At 38.7% G+C, this 18,617-nt stretch carries 14 protein-coding genes; 2 read left to right on the forward strand and 12 right to left on the reverse strand.

Annotated elements, in window-relative coordinates:
* Positions 1 to 124 precede the first annotated feature (124 nt).
* The 7 genes from icmF to MKY26_RS16120 form a co-directional block, all read right to left on the reverse strand.
* A complete protein-coding gene (icmF, locus tag MKY26_RS16090; RefSeq protein WP_095371559.1) occupies positions 125 to 3,388 on the reverse strand; it encodes a fused isobutyryl-CoA mutase/GTPase IcmF in 3,264 nt (1,087 codons plus the stop codon).
* Positions 3,389 to 3,498: 110 nt separating this feature from the next.
* Positions 3,499 to 4,128 (reverse strand): TetR/AcrR family transcriptional regulator, encoded by a 630-nt coding sequence (locus MKY26_RS16095; RefSeq protein WP_095371558.1) that lies wholly within the window; start codon positions 4,126 to 4,128, stop codon positions 3,499 to 3,501.
* Between the two features lie 150 nt (positions 4,129 to 4,278).
* The gene (locus tag MKY26_RS16100) at positions 4,279 to 5,418 is read right to left on the reverse strand and encodes an acyl-CoA dehydrogenase (RefSeq protein ID WP_095371557.1); all 1,140 of its coding nucleotides are present in this window, start codon (positions 5,416 to 5,418) and stop codon (positions 4,279 to 4,281) included.
* Between the two features lie 23 nt (positions 5,419 to 5,441).
* Positions 5,442 to 6,572 (reverse strand): acyl-CoA dehydrogenase, encoded by a 1,131-nt coding sequence (locus tag MKY26_RS16105; protein WP_095371556.1) that lies wholly within the window; start codon positions 6,570 to 6,572, stop codon positions 5,442 to 5,444.
* 95 nt (positions 6,573 to 6,667) lie between these two features.
* On the reverse strand, positions 6,668 to 7,519 hold the full coding sequence (locus MKY26_RS16110; protein ID WP_095371555.1) for a 3-hydroxybutyryl-CoA dehydrogenase: 852 nt from the start codon (positions 7,517 to 7,519) through the stop codon (positions 6,668 to 6,670).
* Between the two features lie 21 nt (positions 7,520 to 7,540).
* Entirely contained in the window at positions 7,541 to 8,728 is a 1,188-nt protein-coding gene (locus MKY26_RS16115) for an acetyl-CoA C-acetyltransferase (RefSeq protein ID WP_341098134.1), read from the reverse strand.
* A 244-nt stretch (positions 8,729 to 8,972) separates the two neighbouring features.
* Positions 8,973 to 11,081 carry a (Fe-S)-binding protein gene (locus MKY26_RS16120; protein ID WP_341098136.1) on the reverse strand — a complete coding sequence of 703 codons (2,109 nt, stop codon included), beginning with the start codon at positions 11,079 to 11,081 and terminating at the stop codon, positions 8,973 to 8,975.
* A gap of 241 nt (positions 11,082 to 11,322) precedes the next feature.
* On the opposite strand from MKY26_RS16120, the gene cls reads away from it, so the two are divergent.
* Both cls and uvsE read left to right on the forward strand, forming a co-directional pair.
* Positions 11,323 to 12,540, forward strand: a complete 1,218-nt coding sequence (gene cls / locus MKY26_RS16125; RefSeq protein WP_341058123.1) for a cardiolipin synthase — start codon at positions 11,323 to 11,325, stop codon at positions 12,538 to 12,540.
* A 17-nt stretch (positions 12,541 to 12,557) separates the two neighbouring features.
* Positions 12,558 to 13,514, forward strand: coding sequence for a UV DNA damage repair endonuclease UvsE (gene uvsE / locus MKY26_RS16130; RefSeq protein WP_341098696.1), 957 nt, complete (start codon positions 12,558 to 12,560; stop codon positions 13,512 to 13,514).
* An 81-nt stretch (positions 13,515 to 13,595) separates the two neighbouring features.
* Here the strand turns inward: uvsE and MKY26_RS16135 are convergent, their stop codons facing one another.
* The 5 genes from MKY26_RS16135 to speE all read right to left on the reverse strand — a co-directional run bounded on the left by MKY26_RS16135 (position 13,596) and on the right by speE (position 18,393).
* Positions 13,596 to 14,207, reverse strand: a complete 612-nt coding sequence (locus MKY26_RS16135) for a hypothetical protein (RefSeq protein WP_341098137.1) — start codon at positions 14,205 to 14,207, stop codon at positions 13,596 to 13,598.
* An 89-nt stretch (positions 14,208 to 14,296) separates the two neighbouring features.
* Positions 14,297 to 15,967, reverse strand: a complete 1,671-nt coding sequence (argS, locus tag MKY26_RS16140) for an arginine--tRNA ligase (protein WP_095371549.1) — start codon at positions 15,965 to 15,967, stop codon at positions 14,297 to 14,299.
* Positions 15,968 to 16,408 carry a DUF1934 domain-containing protein gene (locus MKY26_RS16145; protein ID WP_233435184.1) on the reverse strand — a complete coding sequence of 147 codons (441 nt, stop codon included), beginning with the start codon at positions 16,406 to 16,408 and terminating at the stop codon, positions 15,968 to 15,970. It abuts the gene before it with no gap.
* A 272-nt stretch (positions 16,409 to 16,680) separates the two neighbouring features.
* Positions 16,681 to 17,553: an agmatinase gene (speB, locus tag MKY26_RS16150; RefSeq protein WP_095371548.1), complete on the reverse strand. Its 873-nt coding sequence runs from the start codon at positions 17,551 to 17,553 to the stop codon at positions 16,681 to 16,683.
* A gap of 12 nt (positions 17,554 to 17,565) precedes the next feature.
* Positions 17,566 to 18,393: a spermidine synthase gene (speE, locus tag MKY26_RS16155; RefSeq protein ID WP_095371547.1), complete on the reverse strand. Its 828-nt coding sequence runs from the start codon at positions 18,391 to 18,393 to the stop codon at positions 17,566 to 17,568.
* Between the last annotated feature and the right edge of the window lie 224 nt (positions 18,394 to 18,617).

The following is an 18,617-nucleotide window of genomic DNA, read 5'->3' on the forward strand; positions in this document are numbered from 1 at the left end:
ATTGTACCCAATTTATTCATTCCGGAAAAGTCAATGAATAAAATATCCTCTCTAGACGTTTAAAAACCCGAACTCACCTTTTAACATTTTTAGATGGTCCGGGTTATTATTCAATTATGACAATTTACATATTCCGTCTGTATTGTCCGCCCACTTCATATAATGCATTTGTTATCTGTCCTAAACTTGCTACGTTGACCGTTTCCATTAGTTCGTCAAAAATATTCCCACCGCTTACTGCAACCTCTTTTAATCGTTGCAGTGCTTCTTGAGCAACTGCTTGATTTCTTTCTTGGAAAAGTTGCAGATTACGTATTTGTGTTTCTTTTTCTTCTTTAGATGCCCTGGCAATCTCCATACTGTCAACTGCATCATCTGCTGGTGGATTTGGATTGATATACGTATTGACACCAATAATCGGCAGCTCTCCTGTATGTTTTTTCATTTCATAATACATCGATTCATCTTGAATTTTACCGCGTTGATATTGTGTCTCCATCGCACCTAGTACGCCACCGCGATCATTCATTCGCTCAAATTCAACCAATACTTGCTCTTCGACTAAATCTGTTAATTCATCAATAATGAATGCACCTTGTAAAGGATTTTCATTTTTAGACAATCCATGTTCCTTAGTAATTATCATTTGGATAGCCATCGCTCGCCTAACTGATTCTTCTGTCGGTGTTGTAATCGCCTCGTCATATGCATTAGTATGAAGAGAATTACAATTATCTTGGAGTGCCATTAATGCTTGCAGCGTTGTACGAATATCATTAAAGTCTATTTCTTGTGCATGTAAAGAACGACCAGACGTTTGAATGTGGTATTTTAATTTTTGACTTCTCTCATTTGCACCATATTTGTCGCGCATAACCGTCGCCCATATACGTCTCGCGACTCGACCGAGAACAGTGTATTCTGGGTCTAAACCGTTCGAGAAGAAAAATGAAAGGTTTGGCGCAAAGTCATTGATATTCATCCCTCTGCTTAAATAATATTCCACATAAGTAAAACCGTTGGCTAAGGTAAACGCCAATTGAGAGATAGGGTTCGCTCCCGCCTCGGCAATATGATAGCCTGAAATGGAAACAGAATAATAATTTCGAACCTTTTGATCAATAAAATATTGTTGAATATCTCCCATCATTCTTAAGGCAAACTCAGTGGAGAATATGCAAGTATTCTGGCCTTGGTCTTCTTTTAAAATATCAGCCTGAACGGTTCCGCGTACAGTTTGTAAAGTGAAAGCTCTGACTTCTGCAAACTCTTCTACTGTGAGATTCCTACCTAATTCTTTTTCTTTCTTTTCAACTTGCTGAGAAATGGCTGTGTTCATAAACATCGCTAGGATGATAGGGGCCGGACCATTTATTGTCATAGAGACAGAAGTCGTTGGGTGACAAAGATCAAAGCCCGCATAGAGCTTCCTCATATCATCAAGTGTACAAATACTAACGCCACTCTCTCCTACTTTTCCATATATATCTGGGCGATAGTCCGGGTCTTCTCCATATAAAGTAACTGAATCAAAAGCTGTACTTAATCGCTTCGCATCGTCATCTTTAGATAAATAATGAAAACGACGGTTGGTTCTTTCAGGTGTACCTTCACCTGCAAATTGTCTCTTCGGATCTTCTCCTTCTCGTTTAAAAGGGAAAACACCAGCTGTATAAGGGAAAGAGCCTGGTACATTTTCTTTATAAACCCACTTGATAATTTCCCCGTAATCTTTATAACTCGGTAGAGCCACTTTCGGGATCTCTAAGCCAGATAAGCTCTTCGTCCGCAGAATAGTTACTATCTCTTTATCTCTTATTTTTGTGACAAACTTATCACCTTTGTATTGCTCTCTTAACTGCTCCCAACCTTCTAATATCTTCTTAGATTCAATTGTTAATTGTTCATATGTCTTATCTTTTAACATTTGCAGGGCACTGTGCGCACTTGTATCTTTTTCTTCAGATAACATGGTCATTGCACCCTCTAGCTGAAAAAGCTTTCTTGCTAAATCCGCTTGTTCTTCGGCTTTTTTATGATAGGTGCGTACCGTATCAGAAACTTCTCTTAAATAGTAACGTTGATCATTCGGAATGATGACATTTTGTTTTTCTACATCAGCCGTTTTCTCATAAGTGGTTACCCAATTTAAACCCGCTTGTTTATTTATGATTTCAACAAGATTAGCAAATACGGCATTCGTGCCCGGGTCATTAAATTGACTGGCAATCGTACCGAAGACAGGCATGTCATCAAGTTCTTTTTCAAATAGCATGTGACTGCGCTGATATTGCTTTTGCACTTGTCTTTTCGCATCTTCCGACCCTTTACGTTCAAATTTATTGATAACAATTAAATCAGCATAATCAATCATATCAATCTTTTCTAACTGTGAAGGAGCGCCAAATTCACTAGTCATCACATACATAGAGACATCACAAATATCCGTAATACCTGCATCCCCTTGACCGATACCACTTGTTTCGACAATGACTAAATCAAAACCAGCAGCTTTTACTACTGAAATCGCATCCTTAATAGCCAGTGACAATTCACTTCTCGCTTTTCTTGTTGCCAGGCTTCGCATATAGACTCTCGGATGAAAAATCGCATTCATTCTTATCCGATCTCCGAGTAATGCCCCACCTGTTTTTTGTTTTGTCGGATCAACTGAAAGAATAGCTACTTTCTTATCAGGGATATCATGGATAAACCTTCTAATTAGTTCATCCGTTAATGAACTTTTACCCGCTCCCCCTGTTCCAGTGATACCAACGACTGGGACTTGTTTCTCTAGTTTCTTCACTTTATCCATTACGGGATCCAGACTGGCCGCAAGTTCTTTCTCTAAACTAATGTGATGTTCGGCGATTGTAATTAACCTTGCTATCGAGTTCACATTGCCTTCTGGAAGCTTCTTAACTAGGTTATCATCTTGTTGAGTAAACGTAGGAAAATCACATTCTTCTAGCATTTCATTGATCATTCCTTGCAAGCCATTCTTTCTGCCGTCTTCAGGTGAAAAAATTCTTGCTATCCCATATTCGTGCAATTCTCTAATTTCACGTGGAATAATAACGCCTCCACCGCCACCATAGATGCGAATGTGAGGTGCTCCCTTTTCTTGTAAGAGGTCATACATGTACTTGAAATATTCAACATGACCTCCTTGATAGGAAGACATGGCAATTCCTTGGACATCCTCTTGTATGGCAGCATTCACTACTTCTTCAACTGACCGATTATGCCCAAGATGAATGACCTCTGCCCCGCTCGCTTGAATAATACGCCTCATGATATTAATAGATGCATCATGACCATCAAATAAACTTGAAGCTGTTACAAATCGGACATGATTCTTTGGTTTATAAACCTCTATCGTACTCATGGATAAATCCTCCTCTTCATCCAGCATTAATCATCACTGTTCTTTCTTTCGGTGAAGGTAATCTTAGTTGTGAAAATATTTTATTTTCAGTTATTTTTACAGTTAATCTATTATCGTTTCTCTGCATGAATTGCTTGAAAAAGTAAATCTGTTTGTAGTTCAATATATTCCTCAATCGTAAACATTCTTTGTAATGACCAACGCCTAAACGCCCACATTTGTCCTTGGACAAAAATATTATGAGCGATCATCTTGACCTTTGTCTCAGGTAATGAAAGCTCTCCATTTTCTATGCAAAGAACGATTACTTTCTCAAACATTGCCACCATTTCAATTTCTTTTTCTAAAACATAAGGTAACGCGTCTTTCGATAAAGACTTTACTTCCTGATACATCACTAGCACTTCATCCTGCATACCATCAACGACTCGGAAATAATCTGCTATCCCTTGTCTCAGGCTATCAATCGTTCCCTTTTTTGTGTCTAGCCCCTTTTGTAGATGCTCTCGAACCTTATCATAAATACTGTCACAGACAAGATATAGTACGTCTTCTTTTGTTCCGATATATTCATATAATGTACCAATACTAAATCCAGAAGCTTTCGCAATCTCTCTTGTCGTCGTTCGGTGGAACCCCTTTTCGATGAATAGGTTCACTGCGCCTTTGATCATTTGATCTCTTCTTTTTTTTACAAGCTTTTCATCTTTGACAGAGGCCTGTACTTCTCTCTTTGACATGATTATCTACCGTCCTTTTATACCCTCCATCCATGTTGATGACTGTATAAACCTCTCTTTACTTAATGGATCTATGAGAAGAATCATTTAATGCGGGGCAACGATCTAATTGCGTACCTAAACATAATCGGCGCCCCATTTCTTTATTTGTTATTTCGTAACCATTCTTGAAATGACTAATCTTTGAATTTCTTGAGTACCCTCATAAATTTGTGTAATCTTTGCGTCTCTCATGTAACGCTCGACAGGATAATCCTTTGTATAACCATAGCCACCAAATACTTGCACAGCATCCGTTGTCACCTTCATCGCCGCATCGCCAGCAAAAAGTTTAGACATAGCTGATTCTTTTCCATAAGGCAGTCCGGCAGATTCCAACCAAGCTGCTTGATAGGTCAATAGTCTAGCTGCTTCTACACTTGTTGCCATATCTGCTAATTTAAAACCAATTCCTTGCTGGGCTGCAATCGGTTTTCCAAATTGAACACGCTCTTTTGCATAAGCAGTTGCCGCATCTAACGCACCTTGAGCAATTCCGACAGCTTGTGCAGCAATACCATTACGACCACCATCTAACGTCATCATCGCAATCTTAAAGCCCTCACCGACTTCGCCGAGCACATTTTCAACTGGTACTTTACACTCTTCGAAAATGATTTCAGTTGTAGGAGAAGAACGAATACCTAACTTTTTCTCTTTTTTACCGACAGAGAATCCTTCATAATTAGACTCGACTATAAAGGCCGTTGTTCCTTTATGTTTATTTGAAGGATCAGTTAAAGCAAATACAACATAGATTTCTGCTTCACCACCATTTGTGATGAAAATTTTTGAGCCATTAAGAATGTAATGACTGCCCTCTAATCTCGCCGTTGTTTTCATACCGCCAGCATCAGATCCGCTACCTGGTTCCGTTAGACCATAAGCACCTATTTTTTCACCTTGTGCCATCGGCTTTAAATATTTTTGTTTTTGTTCCTCTGAACCAAATTTATAAATTGGCCATCCGGCTAGGGATGTATGTGCAGATAAAGTTACACCGGTAGATGCACATACACGTGACAGTTCTTCCACCGCTATACAGTATGCTAAATAATCACTCCCAATACCACCGTATTCCTCTGGCCAAGGAATACCTGTTAAACCTAGTTCAGCCATTTTATTAAATATATTGCGATCAAAGCGTTCCTCTTCATCACGACTAGCAGCGGTCGGCGCCACTTCGTTTTCAGCAAAATCTCTTACCATTTTTCTAATCATTTCATGTTCTTCACTTAATTGAAAATTCATGATTACTCCTCCAAGATAAGTTGTTAAAGTTGTTTACTGATTACTAGCTTTTGAATTTCACTTGTACCTTCGTATATTTCCGTTATTTTTGCATCACGGAAATATCTTTCTACTGGATAATCTTCTGTATAGCCATAGCCACCAAATACTTGAATCGCATCCGTTGTGACTTCAACAGCTGTTTTAGAAGCGAATAATTTAGCCATTGATGCTTCTTTCCCACATTTTTGACCGTTTTGTCTCATATGAGCAGCACGATAGATTAGTAGTCTTGCTCCTTCAACTGCCGTTGCCATATCCGCTAACTTAAAGCCAATACCTTGCTGGGCTGCAATCGGCTTACCAAATTGGACTCTTTCTTTAGCATAACGAGTGGATGCCTCAAGGGCAGCTTCAGAAATCCCCAGGGCTTGGGCAGCAATGCCAATCCTCCCCACATCTAAATTAGACATGGCAATCTTAAAGCCTTCACCTTCTTCACCTAAAAGGTTTTCCGAAGGTACCTCCATATCTTCAAAGCTAAGCTGTAAAGTTCTTGAACCATGAAGTCCCATTTTATGTTCATCTTTTCCGATGACTAGTCCAGGGGTATCCTTGTCAACAATAAAAGCCGATATTCCTTTTGTTCCTAATGCTGTGTTTGTGGAAGCAAAGACAATATAGACATCCGCTTCTCCACCGTTTGTAATAAATACTTTGGAGCCATTGATAATATATTGATCTCCTTTTTTTACCGCTTTTGACTTTAAGCTTCCTGCATCAGAACCTGCACTTGGTTCAGTCAAGCAAAACGCACCCAAATATTCTCCACTAGCTAACTTGGGAACATACTTTTGTTTTTGTGTTTCTGTACCAAAATAAACAATTGGATTCGTACCTACAGATGTATGGACAGATAAAATCACACCAATTGTTGCACTTACTTTAGAGATTTCATTAATAGCAATGATATAGGACATAAAATCCATTTCAGAGCCACCGTATTTTTCTGGAATGGGAATCCCCATTAATCCAAGCTCTCCCATTTTCCTCAAGACTTCCCTTGGAAACTCGCCAGCTTCCATCCTATCCACATATGGAGCTATCTCGGCTTGAGCAAAATCCCTCACCATTTTTCTCATCATCTCTTGCTCTTCAGTAAACTTTAAATGCATATACTTAACCCCCGATGTCGTCAATTGTATGTGTCTTAGCAAGGTTCAAAAAAGATTTTTATCCACTTCGACTAATTATTTAACTTACTTAATCATTAAGCGTATTCGTAAAAACCTTTACCAGTTTTCTTACCTAGCCATCCAGCCTTTACATACTTTCTTAATAAAGGACATGGACGATACTTATCATCACCGAAGCCTTCGTGTAAAATTTCCATAATATAGAGACACGTATCTAAACCGATGAAATCTGCTAAAGTCAACGGTCCCATCGGATGGTTCATACCCAGTTTCATAACGTCATCGATTGCTTCTTTCGTTGCAACTCCCTCATATAATGTATAGACAGCCTCATTAATCATCGGCATGAGAATGCGGTTAGACACAAAACCTGGAAAGTCCTCCACTTCTACTGGCACCTTGTTTAATTGTTTCGTCATGTCCTCAATTGCTTGATACACTTCATCTGTTGTTGCTAAACCACGTATAATTTCGACTAATTTCATGACTGGTACAGGGTTCATAAAATGCATACCAATCACTTTTTCGGGACGTTTAGTCGCTGCGGCAATTTCCGTAATCGGTAAAGAAGATGTATTTGATGCTAATATCGTATGTGCTGGCGTAATTTCATCTAGTTGGTTAAATATCTTTGTCTTCACTTCCATATTTTCAACAGCTGCTTCTATCACTAAATCAACCTGTTTTGCATCTTCTAATGAAGTAGAGGGAATCAGATTAGCAAGAACTTTTTCCATTTCTTCTGCTTGCATTCTGCCCTTATCTACTTGTCTAGTTAAATTCTTTTTAATCACACTTAATCCACGGTCTAAAAACTCCTGCTTTAAATCATTTAAATAAACACTAAATCCCGCTTGCGCACAAACTTGCGCGATCCCTGAACCCATTTGTCCTGCACCGATAACCATTACTGTATTGATACTCATTTATTTATCCCCTCCAGGAATTTATTGTTTGGCCACTTCTATCATTACTGCGTCACCCTGACCTCCACCTGAACAAATAGCAGCAATGCCAATACCGCCACCTCTACGCTTTAATTCATGCATGAGTGTTAAAATAATCCTTGCACCACTTGCACCAATCGGGTGACCGAGGGCAACCGCACCGCCATTCACATTTACCTTCTCTTCATCTAATTTAGCAATTCTTCCACTTGTTAAGGCAACTGCTGCAAAGGCTTCGTTTATTTCAAATAAATCAATATCATCTAAGCTTTTACCTGTCTTTTTTAATAACTCATTAATGACTAAGCCAGGTGTTTGCGGAAAGTCCTTTGCTTCTACCGCAATTGCTGTATGACCGAGAATTACTGCCCCTATCTCTTTTCCTTCACGCTCTGCCTTTTCTGCACTCATCAGTACAAGGGCAGCCGCACCGTCATTTACACCAGGAGCATTCCCTGCAGTAATACTTCCACCTGGACCAAACGCGGAACCTAGTTTAGCTAACTTTTCTAAGGATGTATCTTTCCTAGGCGCTTCATCTTCTGAAACGACGATGCTCTCACCTTTTCTTTGCGGTACTTCAACTGGCACAATTTCTTCAGCTAATTTACCTGATTTAATTGCTTCTACTGCTCGCTGATGACTTCTCAATGCCCATCTATCTTGTTCTTCTCTACTAATGTTGAATGCTTCTGCTGTTTCATTCCCATAAGTGCCCATATGCACACCAGAAAAGCTGCAAGTTAAACCATCATATGTCATTAAATCCTGCACTTTGCCATCGCCCATTCTTAATCCCCATCTAGCCTTTGGCAGAAGATAAGGAGCATTACTCATCGATTCCATTCCACCGGCAACAATGATCTCTTCTTCACCTAGTCTTAAAATTTGATCTGCTAAGGTCACACTCCTCATTCCTGAAGCACATACCTTATTGATTGTTTCCGTTTTCACTTCCCAAGGTAAGTCAGCTTTTCGCGCTGCTTGCCTTGACGGGAGCTGTCCTTGTCCTCCTTGTAAGACTGAGCCTAAAATTACTTCGCCTACATCTTGCCCAGCAACATTCGCTCGTTTTAGAGCTTCTTTAACAACGATTCCACCTAAATCTGAAGCGGTGAAAGAGCTTAACCCACCAGCAAACTTACCAAAAGGTGTTCTCGCACCTGCAACAATGACTGTTTTACTCAAAACTTTCACTCCATTCCTATTTATCTCTTATTCACTAAATTTTCTTTTAACTAAAGAGGCTATTGACTGAACGCTCGCTCAAAGGATGTCCACAGAAAAAAGTAAAATTTCTATAAATATCATGAAAGCGCTTTATTTACTTTATTTTACACGAAAAAAGAGAAGAATTAAAACAATATCCTAAAAATTCATAAAATTTATTTTTACTGAATTTTTATACGTTTCAATTCCTCTCTCCTTATTTCTATGAAGCGAGTGTTTGTTCACCGATAACAGCTTTTTCTAAAAGCTCAGCTACATCATATGTTTGTACATTTTCTTCTACTTCTTTTGCTTTTGTTCCATCTGATAACATCGTTAAGCAATATGGACACCCTGAACTAATAACCGTTGGATTGACCGCTAATGCTTGTTCTGTACGTGAAACATTGACACGATTACCTGTTTCTTCTTCCATCCACATTAATCCACCACCAGCACCGCAGCACATTCCTTTTTCGCGATTTCTCTCCATTTCAATTAGTTTCACACCTGAAATCGATTTTAAAATTTCACGAGGTGGATCATACACTTCGTTATAGCGCCCTAGATAACAAGAATCATGGAAGGTAATCGTTTCTTCAACGGCATATTGCGGTTTTAACACACCGTCCTTCACCAATTTCGCTAATACTTCCGTATGGTGGTATACCTCGGCTTTAAGCCCAAAGTCTGGATATTCATTTTTAAAGATATTATAAGCATGTGGATCGATTGTTACGATTTTCTTCACTTCATTTTTCTCAAACTCTTCGATATTCTTTGTTGCTAACTCTTGGAATAAGAACTCATTCCCTAGACGTCTTGGTGTATCACCTGAGTTCTTTTCTTTATTGCCAAGGATAGCAAATTTAACTCCTGCCTCATTCAAAAGACGAGCAAAGGAAAGGGCAATCTTTTGGCTACGGTTATCATAAGAACCCATTGCTCCTACCCAGAACAGATACTCATAAGATTCATCTGCTTTCTTCATTTCTTTCACTGTAGGAACATGTACATCTTCACGAAGACTTCTCCAATCTTCTCGCTCTTTCCTGTTTAGTCCCCAAGGATTTCCTTGACGTTCGATATTCGTCATCGCACGTTGTGCATCGGCATCCATTTTACCTTCTGTTAAAACAAGATATCGGCGTAGGTCAATAATTTTATCTACATGTTCGTTCATAACTGGGCATTGGTCTTCACAATTACGGCAAGTTGTACATGCCCATATTTCTTCTTCTGTAATGACTTCCCCAATCAAACTCGGACAATAAGCGAGGCCCGCTGCCGCCTCTTCAGCACCCTCTGCCCCAGCTGATAAAGCAATTTGATTTCCCTTCGTATTCGAAAAGGCAAATGTCGGTACCCATGGTTGTTTTCTAGTCACCGCTGCCCCGTGGAATGTTAAATGGTCACGCAACTTAATGATAAGATCCATCGGAGAAAGCATTTTACCTGTTCCAGTCGCCGGACACATATTTGTACAACGACCACACTCAACACAAGCATAAAAGTCGATCATTTGTAATTGCGAAAACTCCTCAATATGTCCAACACCAAATGTCTCTTGTGATTCATCTTCGAAATCGATTGGTTTTAACTTTCCTGGGTTATCTAATCTATTGAAATATACATTTACTGGTCCTGCAATCAAATGAGCATGCTTCGATTGCGGAATATAGACTAGGAAAGCGAGTAGGAATAATAAGTGAATCCACCAAGAAACATAAAAGACTACAATAGAAGCTGTTTCACCAATCCATGATAAGGCGATGGCGAAAAGCGAAGCGACCGGTTCCGTCCATACAGGATCATGTCCGTGCCAAATCATCGACATGCCATTTCCTAATAAAACAGATAACATCAAGCCGCCAATAAAAATTAAAACAATCCCTGATTTAAAACCTCTTTTTAGACGAACAAGCTTTTCAACATATCTTCTGTGAAATGCCCAGATGACGGCAACCAAAATCATTAAAGTAACGATTTCTTGGAAAAAAGTGAATCCTGGATACAACGGACCTAATGGAAGATGTGATCCAGGCGAAATTCCTTTGATAATAAAATCGATTGCACCAAACTGGACTAAAATAAAGCCATAGAAGAACATGACGTGGATAGCGCCACTTTTTTTATCCTTTAAAAGCTTCTTTTGTCCAAATACATTGACCCAAATTTTGTTCATACGCTCTTTAACATTATTGTCAAATGCCGTTTTCTTTCCAAGCTTAATGTACTCATATCTGGTCTTGAGCAAATAAGCAAACAAACTAAGTGCGTAAGCGATTACAAGAACGGTCGCAATAAGGTTAACCCATAATAATCCATTCACGTGTGTTCTACTCCTTTCTCGACTAATCCATGTGTATAAGAAGATTATTCAATGTAAAAAGAAAATTTTATCGTATTAAAATTTTCTGAATTTAAATCTTAGTTCCATTATATAATGAATGAGCATTCAGTCAACTACTTTTTATTTATTTTATCCTTTTTTCTTCAGGCAATAAAAGCGATAATAGAATAGGTCTCTATGGAGATACTATTTAAACATACTGTTTTGGGAGATGATCAACTTGACAATCCTTCTTTCTGTTGCGGTCATCTTGCTGATTGCTATCGTATTTATTTTTCTTCTATGGGTCGATTATGCCCTTGGTCGTAAAAAACATTTAAAAACAGTCAGCCGAATGAACCCCTCCCCCGCTTTCGCTAACTTTGTCCTTTTTGCGGACGGACCTTCATTATTTGATGATTATTTTACGGAGCTAAAAAAAGCAAAACACCATATCCATATTCTCTTTTATATTGTTAAAGACGAAGGAATAGGACAGGAATTTTTAACTATCTTAAAGCAAAAAGCAAATGAAGGTGTAGAGGTACGTCTGCTATTAGATTGGGCAGGTAGTTTACCGATTATTCTGAATTTTAAACTCAAAAAAGAGCTACGATCTCATGGTATTCAATTAGCCTTTGCCCATACACCTACGTTTCCCTTTCTATTTTACAACGTACAAGCAAGAAATCATAGGAAAATTTCTGTAATTGATGGAAAAGTAGGATATTTAGGTGGATTTAATGTAGGCCCTGAGTATATCAACCTTGACCGTAAACTTACACCATGGCGAGACTACCATTTAAAAGTAAATGGAGAAGGTGCACATACTTTACAAAGTGTTTTCCTACAAGATTGGGCAGATGCTAGCAACCAACTAATAAGTAAAACTGAAAAGTATTTTCCAGAAGATATAACAAAAGGCAGTGTAGAACATCAGTTTAAAGTGAATGATGGTGCATTCTTGAAAGAGGAATATATCGCACTGATTGAAAATGCTGAACAATTCATTGAAATTGGTACACCCTATTTTATTCCCGATGTAGAAGTAATGCAGCATCTATTGTCCGCATTAACAAGAGGGGTAAAAGTAACGATTATGATTCCCTATACGAGTGACCACTTTCTTGTCAAAGAAGCTTCCCATCGTTACTTACGTCCATTACTGAAGGCAGGAGCAGAAGTGTATGAGTATAAAAAAGGTTTCTATCATGCAAAAGCAATGATCGTCGATGAAGTTGCTGTCGTCGGAACAGCTAATTTTGATAAAAGAAGCTTCTTTCTTAATGATGAAATAAATTGTTATAGTGAGGATCTTCATTTTCATAAAGAACTAAGCGAAGTATTTCATAAGGATTTAGCGAATGCAGAAAAACTGCAATATCAAGATATTTCTGGTTTCAACCTGAAGAGACAAGGGAAAGAATTATTAGCACGATGTGTAGATCTCTTTTTATAAGGAGCCGATAACTATTGATTTCAATACGTTTCGGGTATGTATCTCATGCGATTACATTATGGGATGCCTCCCCTGCAAAAACACTTACTTACGCTCGCTATCAACAATTAAATGCTCATGAAAGATTAGATAAACTGAGGGAAATTACTGCACTTAATCTTGCTCACACAAAGCGAATGCTTCATTATAATATTGCTCATGAAATCCCATTATACCGATTATCAAGTTCGATAGTGCCACTTGCTACTCACCCCGATGTGAAATGGGATTTCCAATCGCCCTTTAAGAATGAATGGTATGAATTGGGTAAATTGATTAAAGACCATCATTTACGTGTAAGCTTCCACCCTAATCAGTTTACTTTATTTACTTCTCCTAGACAGGAAGTAACCGAAAATGCCGTAATCGACATGCAATATCATTTTGACATGCTCGAAGCAATGGGTTTAAGCCAGACCGCTATTATCAATATACATATAGGCGGTGCTTATGGTGATAAGATGACATCCTTAAAACGTTTCGAGGAAAATCTTAAAACTTTACCCTCACATATTAAATCGAGAATGACGTTAGAAAACGATGATAAAACCTATAATGCCGAGGAAACACTTGCTGTATGTGAAGAGGAAAAGGTGCCAATGATTTTTGATTATCATCACCATATGGCTAATCTCGTGGACATTCCTTTAAGAGAATTATTACCACGCGTATTTCAAACATGGAGCCATAAGGGTTTGCGACCTAAAATCCATGTGTCTTCACCTAAATCAGATAAAGCCTATCGGTCGCATGCTGATTATGTGGATTTCCAGTTTGTACAACCCCTGCTAACGGCCATTCGCGAAGTAGGTCAAGATGTGGATTTAATGATTGAAGCGAAAGCAAAGAACTTAGCATGTTTACAACTTGTTGAAGATGTCGCTAGCATTCGCGGAGTCAAGCGTGTTGGTGGCGGAACGGTTGAATGGAAGTAGTGGATAAGACAATATATGCTCTGATTCATACCTATAAAAATAAATAGAACCTAAAGTAGACTAATGATCTTTTTATCTGCTTTAGGTTCTTTCTATGTGTAATGTTAGAAGTGCCATGTAAAACTTAATAACACCAATCCCCTTTCTTCTGTCTTTTACTGCGGAGACATAACTTACACGCAATTCTTCTCCTTCTCCCTTCGTCTTTTGCGCGCAAACACGACTTTCACGCAATTCTCCTCCTTCTCCCTTCGTCTTTTGCGCGTAAACATGACTTTCGCGCAATTCTCTTCCTTCTCCCTTCGTCTTTTGCGCGTAAACATGACTTTCGCGCAATTCTTCTCCTTCTCCCTTTACCTTTTGCGCGCAAACACGACTTACGTGCAATTCTTCTTCTTCTCCCTTCGTCTTTTGCGCGTAAACATGGATTACGCGCAATTCTTCTTCTTCTCCCTTCGTCTTTTGCGCGCAAACACGACTTTCACGCAATTCTTCTCCTTCTCCCTTCGTCTTTTGCGCGTAAACATGGATTACGCGCAATTCTTCTCCTTCTCCCTTCGTCTTTTGCGCGTAAACATGAATTACGCGCAATTCTTCTCCTTCTCCCTTTGCCTTTTGCGCGCAAACATGGATTACGCGCAATTCTTCTCCTTCTCCCTTCGTCTTTTGCGCGTAAACATGGATTACGCGCAATTCTCCTCCATTACTACTCTTTGTGAATTTAATTCTATTTCAAGAAAAAAAGCGCCCACTACACGAGTGGGGCGCTTGCTGTACGTCTCTTACATTTTTTCAGGAGCTGACACACCGATTAACGCTAATGCATTTTTCAATGTTGTTTGTACCGCTTTAATTAGTGCTAGTCTTGCTTTTGACTTTTCAGGCTGATCGCTATCTAAAACTTTTTCAGCATTATAGAAGCTATGGAAAGTAGATGCTAAGTCAAAGATATAATTGGTAATTCGATGAGGCATGCGCTTTTCAGCAGCTTCACCTACTGCTTGTGGAAATTCGCCAATTTTCTTCAATACATCTAGTTCTTTTTCTGCTCCGATTAATGATAAGTCAGCTTGGGCGTCAAGAACTAACCCTTGTTCTTCACCTTGTCTTAAGATGCTTGAAATACGCGCATGTGCGTATTGTGCATAATATACTGGGTTCTCGTTAGACTGTGATACAGCTAGATCTAAATCAAAATCTAAATGAGTGTCCGCACTTCTCATCGCGAAGAAATAACGAGTCGCATCTAAACCGACTTCCTCTACAAGATCACGCATGGTTACTGCTTTACCTGTACGTTTACTCATTTTCATTTTCTCGCCATTTTTATATAAATGAACGAGCTGAATAATTTCAACTTCAAGGGCTTCTTTACTATAACCAAGTGCTTGAATGGCAGCTTTCATACGCGGTATATAACCATGATGGTCTGCACCCCAAACGTTAATAATTTTCTCAAAGCCACGCTCTAATTTATCTTTATGATAAGCAATATCTGGCGTTAAATACGTATAGGAGCCATCATTTTTAATCAAAACACGATCTTTGTCATCACCAAAAGTAGTAGAGCGGAACCATGTCGCACCATCTTCTTCGTATATATGACCATTTTCTTTTAATGCTTCCAATGCACGGTCGATTTTTCCATTATGATAAAGTGAAGTCTCTGAATACCATACATCATAAGGAACACGGAAATCTTCCAAGTCATTTTTTAATTTTTCCATTTCATATTTCAAACCATACTCACGGAAAGTGTCAAAACGCTCTTGGGCATCGTAATCGACATACTCATTACCATGTTCTTTAGCAAGTGTTTTACCGATATTAATAATATCTTCCCCATGATAACCGTCTTGCGGCATCTCCTTTTCCATACCTAATGCTTGGAAATAACGGGCTTCTACAGAATAAGCGAGATTATTAATTTGGTTGCCGGCATCGTTAATATAGTATTCACGCGTAACATCATAGCCTGCCTTCGCTAGAATGTTGGATAATGAATCACCAACAGCTGCCCCACGCGCATGGCCTAGGTGTAAATCACCTGTTGGATTAGCAGATACGAACTCTACTTGAACTTTTGTGCCATTACCTACATTTGTTTGACCGTAGGCTTCATCTGCTTCTAACACGGTAGGAATTAAGTTCGTTAAATAACGATTATCCATGTAAAAATTCAGAAATCCTGGCCCAGCGATTTCCATCTTTTCAATCGAAGCTTTTGATTGATCAAAGTGAGTAATGATATCTTCAGCAATCATTTTTGGCGCTTTTTTTGCCACTCTTGCAAGTTGCATCGCCATATTTGTAGAATAATCACCATGCGTTTTGTCTTTTGGTATTTCTAGAATAACATCAGGAATTTGTCCCTCTTCAGCTAAGCCAGCTTTTATGACCGCTTGTTTAATTTCTTGTTTCAGATTTTGTTGCACCTGTTCAACGATATTCACTCAGTTTTCCTCCTCAAATGCAATGGTTAGATGATAGGTTCCTGCTTTAGATCCTTGCATGTTTAAATCATACATCAAATCAATAGAGCCAATGTTTGTCTCTTCTTTAAACTCATGCACCATTCTCTTCGTTAAAGTTTTTAAATTAAATACACCATATGGGGTCGTATAATTACCTCTTAAAGACTGATGCATTTTAAATGGCAAGCGCATTTTTATCGAACCACTTCGTAAGATTAAACCGTCATCCTCAGTCATTTTTACAATGGTTTTCACCATGCCTACATCCATCTCTTCTTCATATTGAAGATATCTGGCATTTCCTTTTTTATAGTATCGACCAGCCGCCGTTAATTCAAAAGTATCCTTACTATTCCCATCATGGATGGTCGTTTTCACATTTATTTTTACAGGAATTTGATCATCTAAAACTTTCGACAATCCCTCCACATCCTTTTATACCGTTTCAAACGAAATTTCTATAACCTTATTAGTATAAAACAAATTAATGTTATCTTCCAGTCATGAATAATTATACAATAACAACTTTAACCACTAGTATACCACGGGCATCCACAGAACTTTTCTGATGAAAAGCGTATGATAAAGCTTTTCACGTAGTTAGTATTTTTGAACTAAACACCAGATATCACACAAAACCAAATAAAAAACGAACAAATTCTCCTATAATAGAATTTGTTCGCATCATCAATTTATTTCACCCAACCTAAAATCATTTCACGAATAAGCTTACTAGCTGTATTCGCAGTTTGTTCTGAAGGGTCATAAATGGGTGCTACTTCAACTAGGTCACAGCCAACCACATTCACATTGGCACGAGCAATTTCATGAATAGAGGCTAAAAGCTCCTTAGAAGTAATGCCTCCAGCATCAACAGTACCTGTACCCGGCGCATGTGCAGGATCAAGGACATCGATGTCAATTGTCACATAGACAGGACGACCAGCTAATTGTGGCAAAACTTCCTTCAAAGGTGCTAATACTTCAAATTTAGAAATATGCATCCCTACTTCTTTAGCCCATTGAAACTCTTCTTTCATCCCAGAACGAATCCCAAATGAATAGACGTTTGTTGGACCAATGAGATTAGCCGCTTTCTTGATTGGTGTGCTATGAGAAAGTGGTTCGCCTTCGTAATCGTCTCGTAAATCTGTATGTGCATCCATATGGATAATCGCTAAGTCAGGGTATTTCTTATACATCGCCTTTATGACTGGCCAGCTAACTAAATGCTCCCCACCCATACCAATAGGGAATTTATTATCTGCAAGTAGTCCGTCAATGTATTCCTCTATCATATCGATACTTTTTTGCGGGTTTCCAAATGGTAATGGAATATCTCCTGCATCGAAAAATTTCACTTCTTCTAGATCTCGATCTAAATAAGGACTATACTCTTCAAGGCCGATGGACACTTCTCTTATTCTTGTTGGGCCGAATCTTGAACCCGGACGATAACTAACTGTCCAGTCCATTGGCATCCCATAAATTACAGCACTGCTGTCTTCATAATGCGGATGACTTTTAATAAACACATTTCCTGAATAAGCTTCATCAAAACGCATAGAGAGCCCTCCTTATTCCACTAAATCTTTAACAAATTTCGGTAGTACAAATGCAGCCTGATGTAGTTCTTTTGTATAATATTTCGTCTCAATTTCGTGGAAACGCTCTTCTTCCACTTTTAGTGGATCGTGCTTTTTCGAACCGATAGTGAATGCCCATAATCCACTAGGATAAGTAGGGATATTCGCCACATACAGACGTGTAATTGGGAAAATTTCTTTTACATCCTTTTGAACATTGCGGATTAAGTCTGCTTTAAACCACGGATTATCTGACTGCGCTACGAATAAACCATCTTCCTTCAATGCTTTAGCAATACCTGCATAGAAACCTTTAGTAAATAAGTTAACTGCCGGACCCACTGGTTCTGTTGAATCGACCATAATAACGTCATATTCGTTTTCACTTTCAGCAATATGCATGAAGCCGTCGCCCACTTTTACATCTACACGCGGGTCTTCAAGCTTTCCTGCAATTTCTGGCAAGTATTTTTTCGAGAATTCAATAACCTTCCCATCAATATCTACAAGTGTCGCCTTTTTCACGCTAGGGTGCTTTAACACTTCACGAATAACGCCTCCGTCTCCACCACCGACAACGAGGATATTCTCAGGGTTTGGGTGAGTAAATAAAGGCACATGAGCGACCATTTCATGATAAACAAACTCATCCTTCACAGAAGTCATGACCATATCATCAAGAAGAAGCATATTGCCCCACTCTTCTGTTTCTACCATGTCTAGCTTTTGAAAATCTGTCTGTTCCGTATGTAAAGTTCGATTCACCTTCATCGTGATACCGAAGTTCTCTGTTTGTTTTTCAGTAAACCAAATGCTCATTATTCTTCAATCCTTTCTATTAAAAAAGTGCCTCATTTAACCTTATCGTTCCCGAAAAGCAAAATGACAAACATGAGAAAAGTATAGAGGATTCTAGCAAAATTGCAAGTGAAAATTTTGTTAAAAAGCAGATACCCGCTAAAAAGAGGAGTGGGCTAATAGAATCTTCGCACTCATTCATTGTGAAATCGGAACAGTCTTTGGCGTTTCAGCTATATGATTGA

Source organism: Cytobacillus sp. FSL R7-0680, from assembly GCF_038009245.1.
Lineage (GTDB): Bacteria > Bacillota > Bacilli > Bacillales > Cytobacillaceae > Cytobacillus > Cytobacillus kochii.

Coding starts and splice junctions, on each gene's coding strand:
- icmF (WP_095371559.1), bottom strand. CDS start 3,388: ATGAGTACGATAGAGGTTTATAAACCAAAGAATCATGTCCGATTTGTA.
- MKY26_RS16095 (WP_095371558.1), bottom strand. CDS start 4,128: ATGTCAAAGAGAGAAGTACAGGCCTCTGTCAAAGATGAAAAGCTTGTA.
- MKY26_RS16100 (WP_095371557.1), bottom strand. CDS start 5,418: ATGAATTTTCAATTAAGTGAAGAACATGAAATGATTAGAAAAATGGTA.
- MKY26_RS16105 (WP_095371556.1), bottom strand. CDS start 6,572: ATGCATTTAAAGTTTACTGAAGAGCAAGAGATGATGAGAAAAATGGTG.
- MKY26_RS16110 (WP_095371555.1), bottom strand. CDS start 7,519: ATGAGTATCAATACAGTAATGGTTATCGGTGCAGGACAAATGGGTTCA.
- speB (WP_095371548.1), bottom strand. CDS start 17,553: ATGCGTTTTGATGAAGCTTATTCAGGAAATGTGTTTATTAAAAGTCAT.
- speE (WP_095371547.1), bottom strand. CDS start 18,393: ATGAGCATTTGGTTTACTGAAAAACAAACAGAGAACTTCGGTATCACG.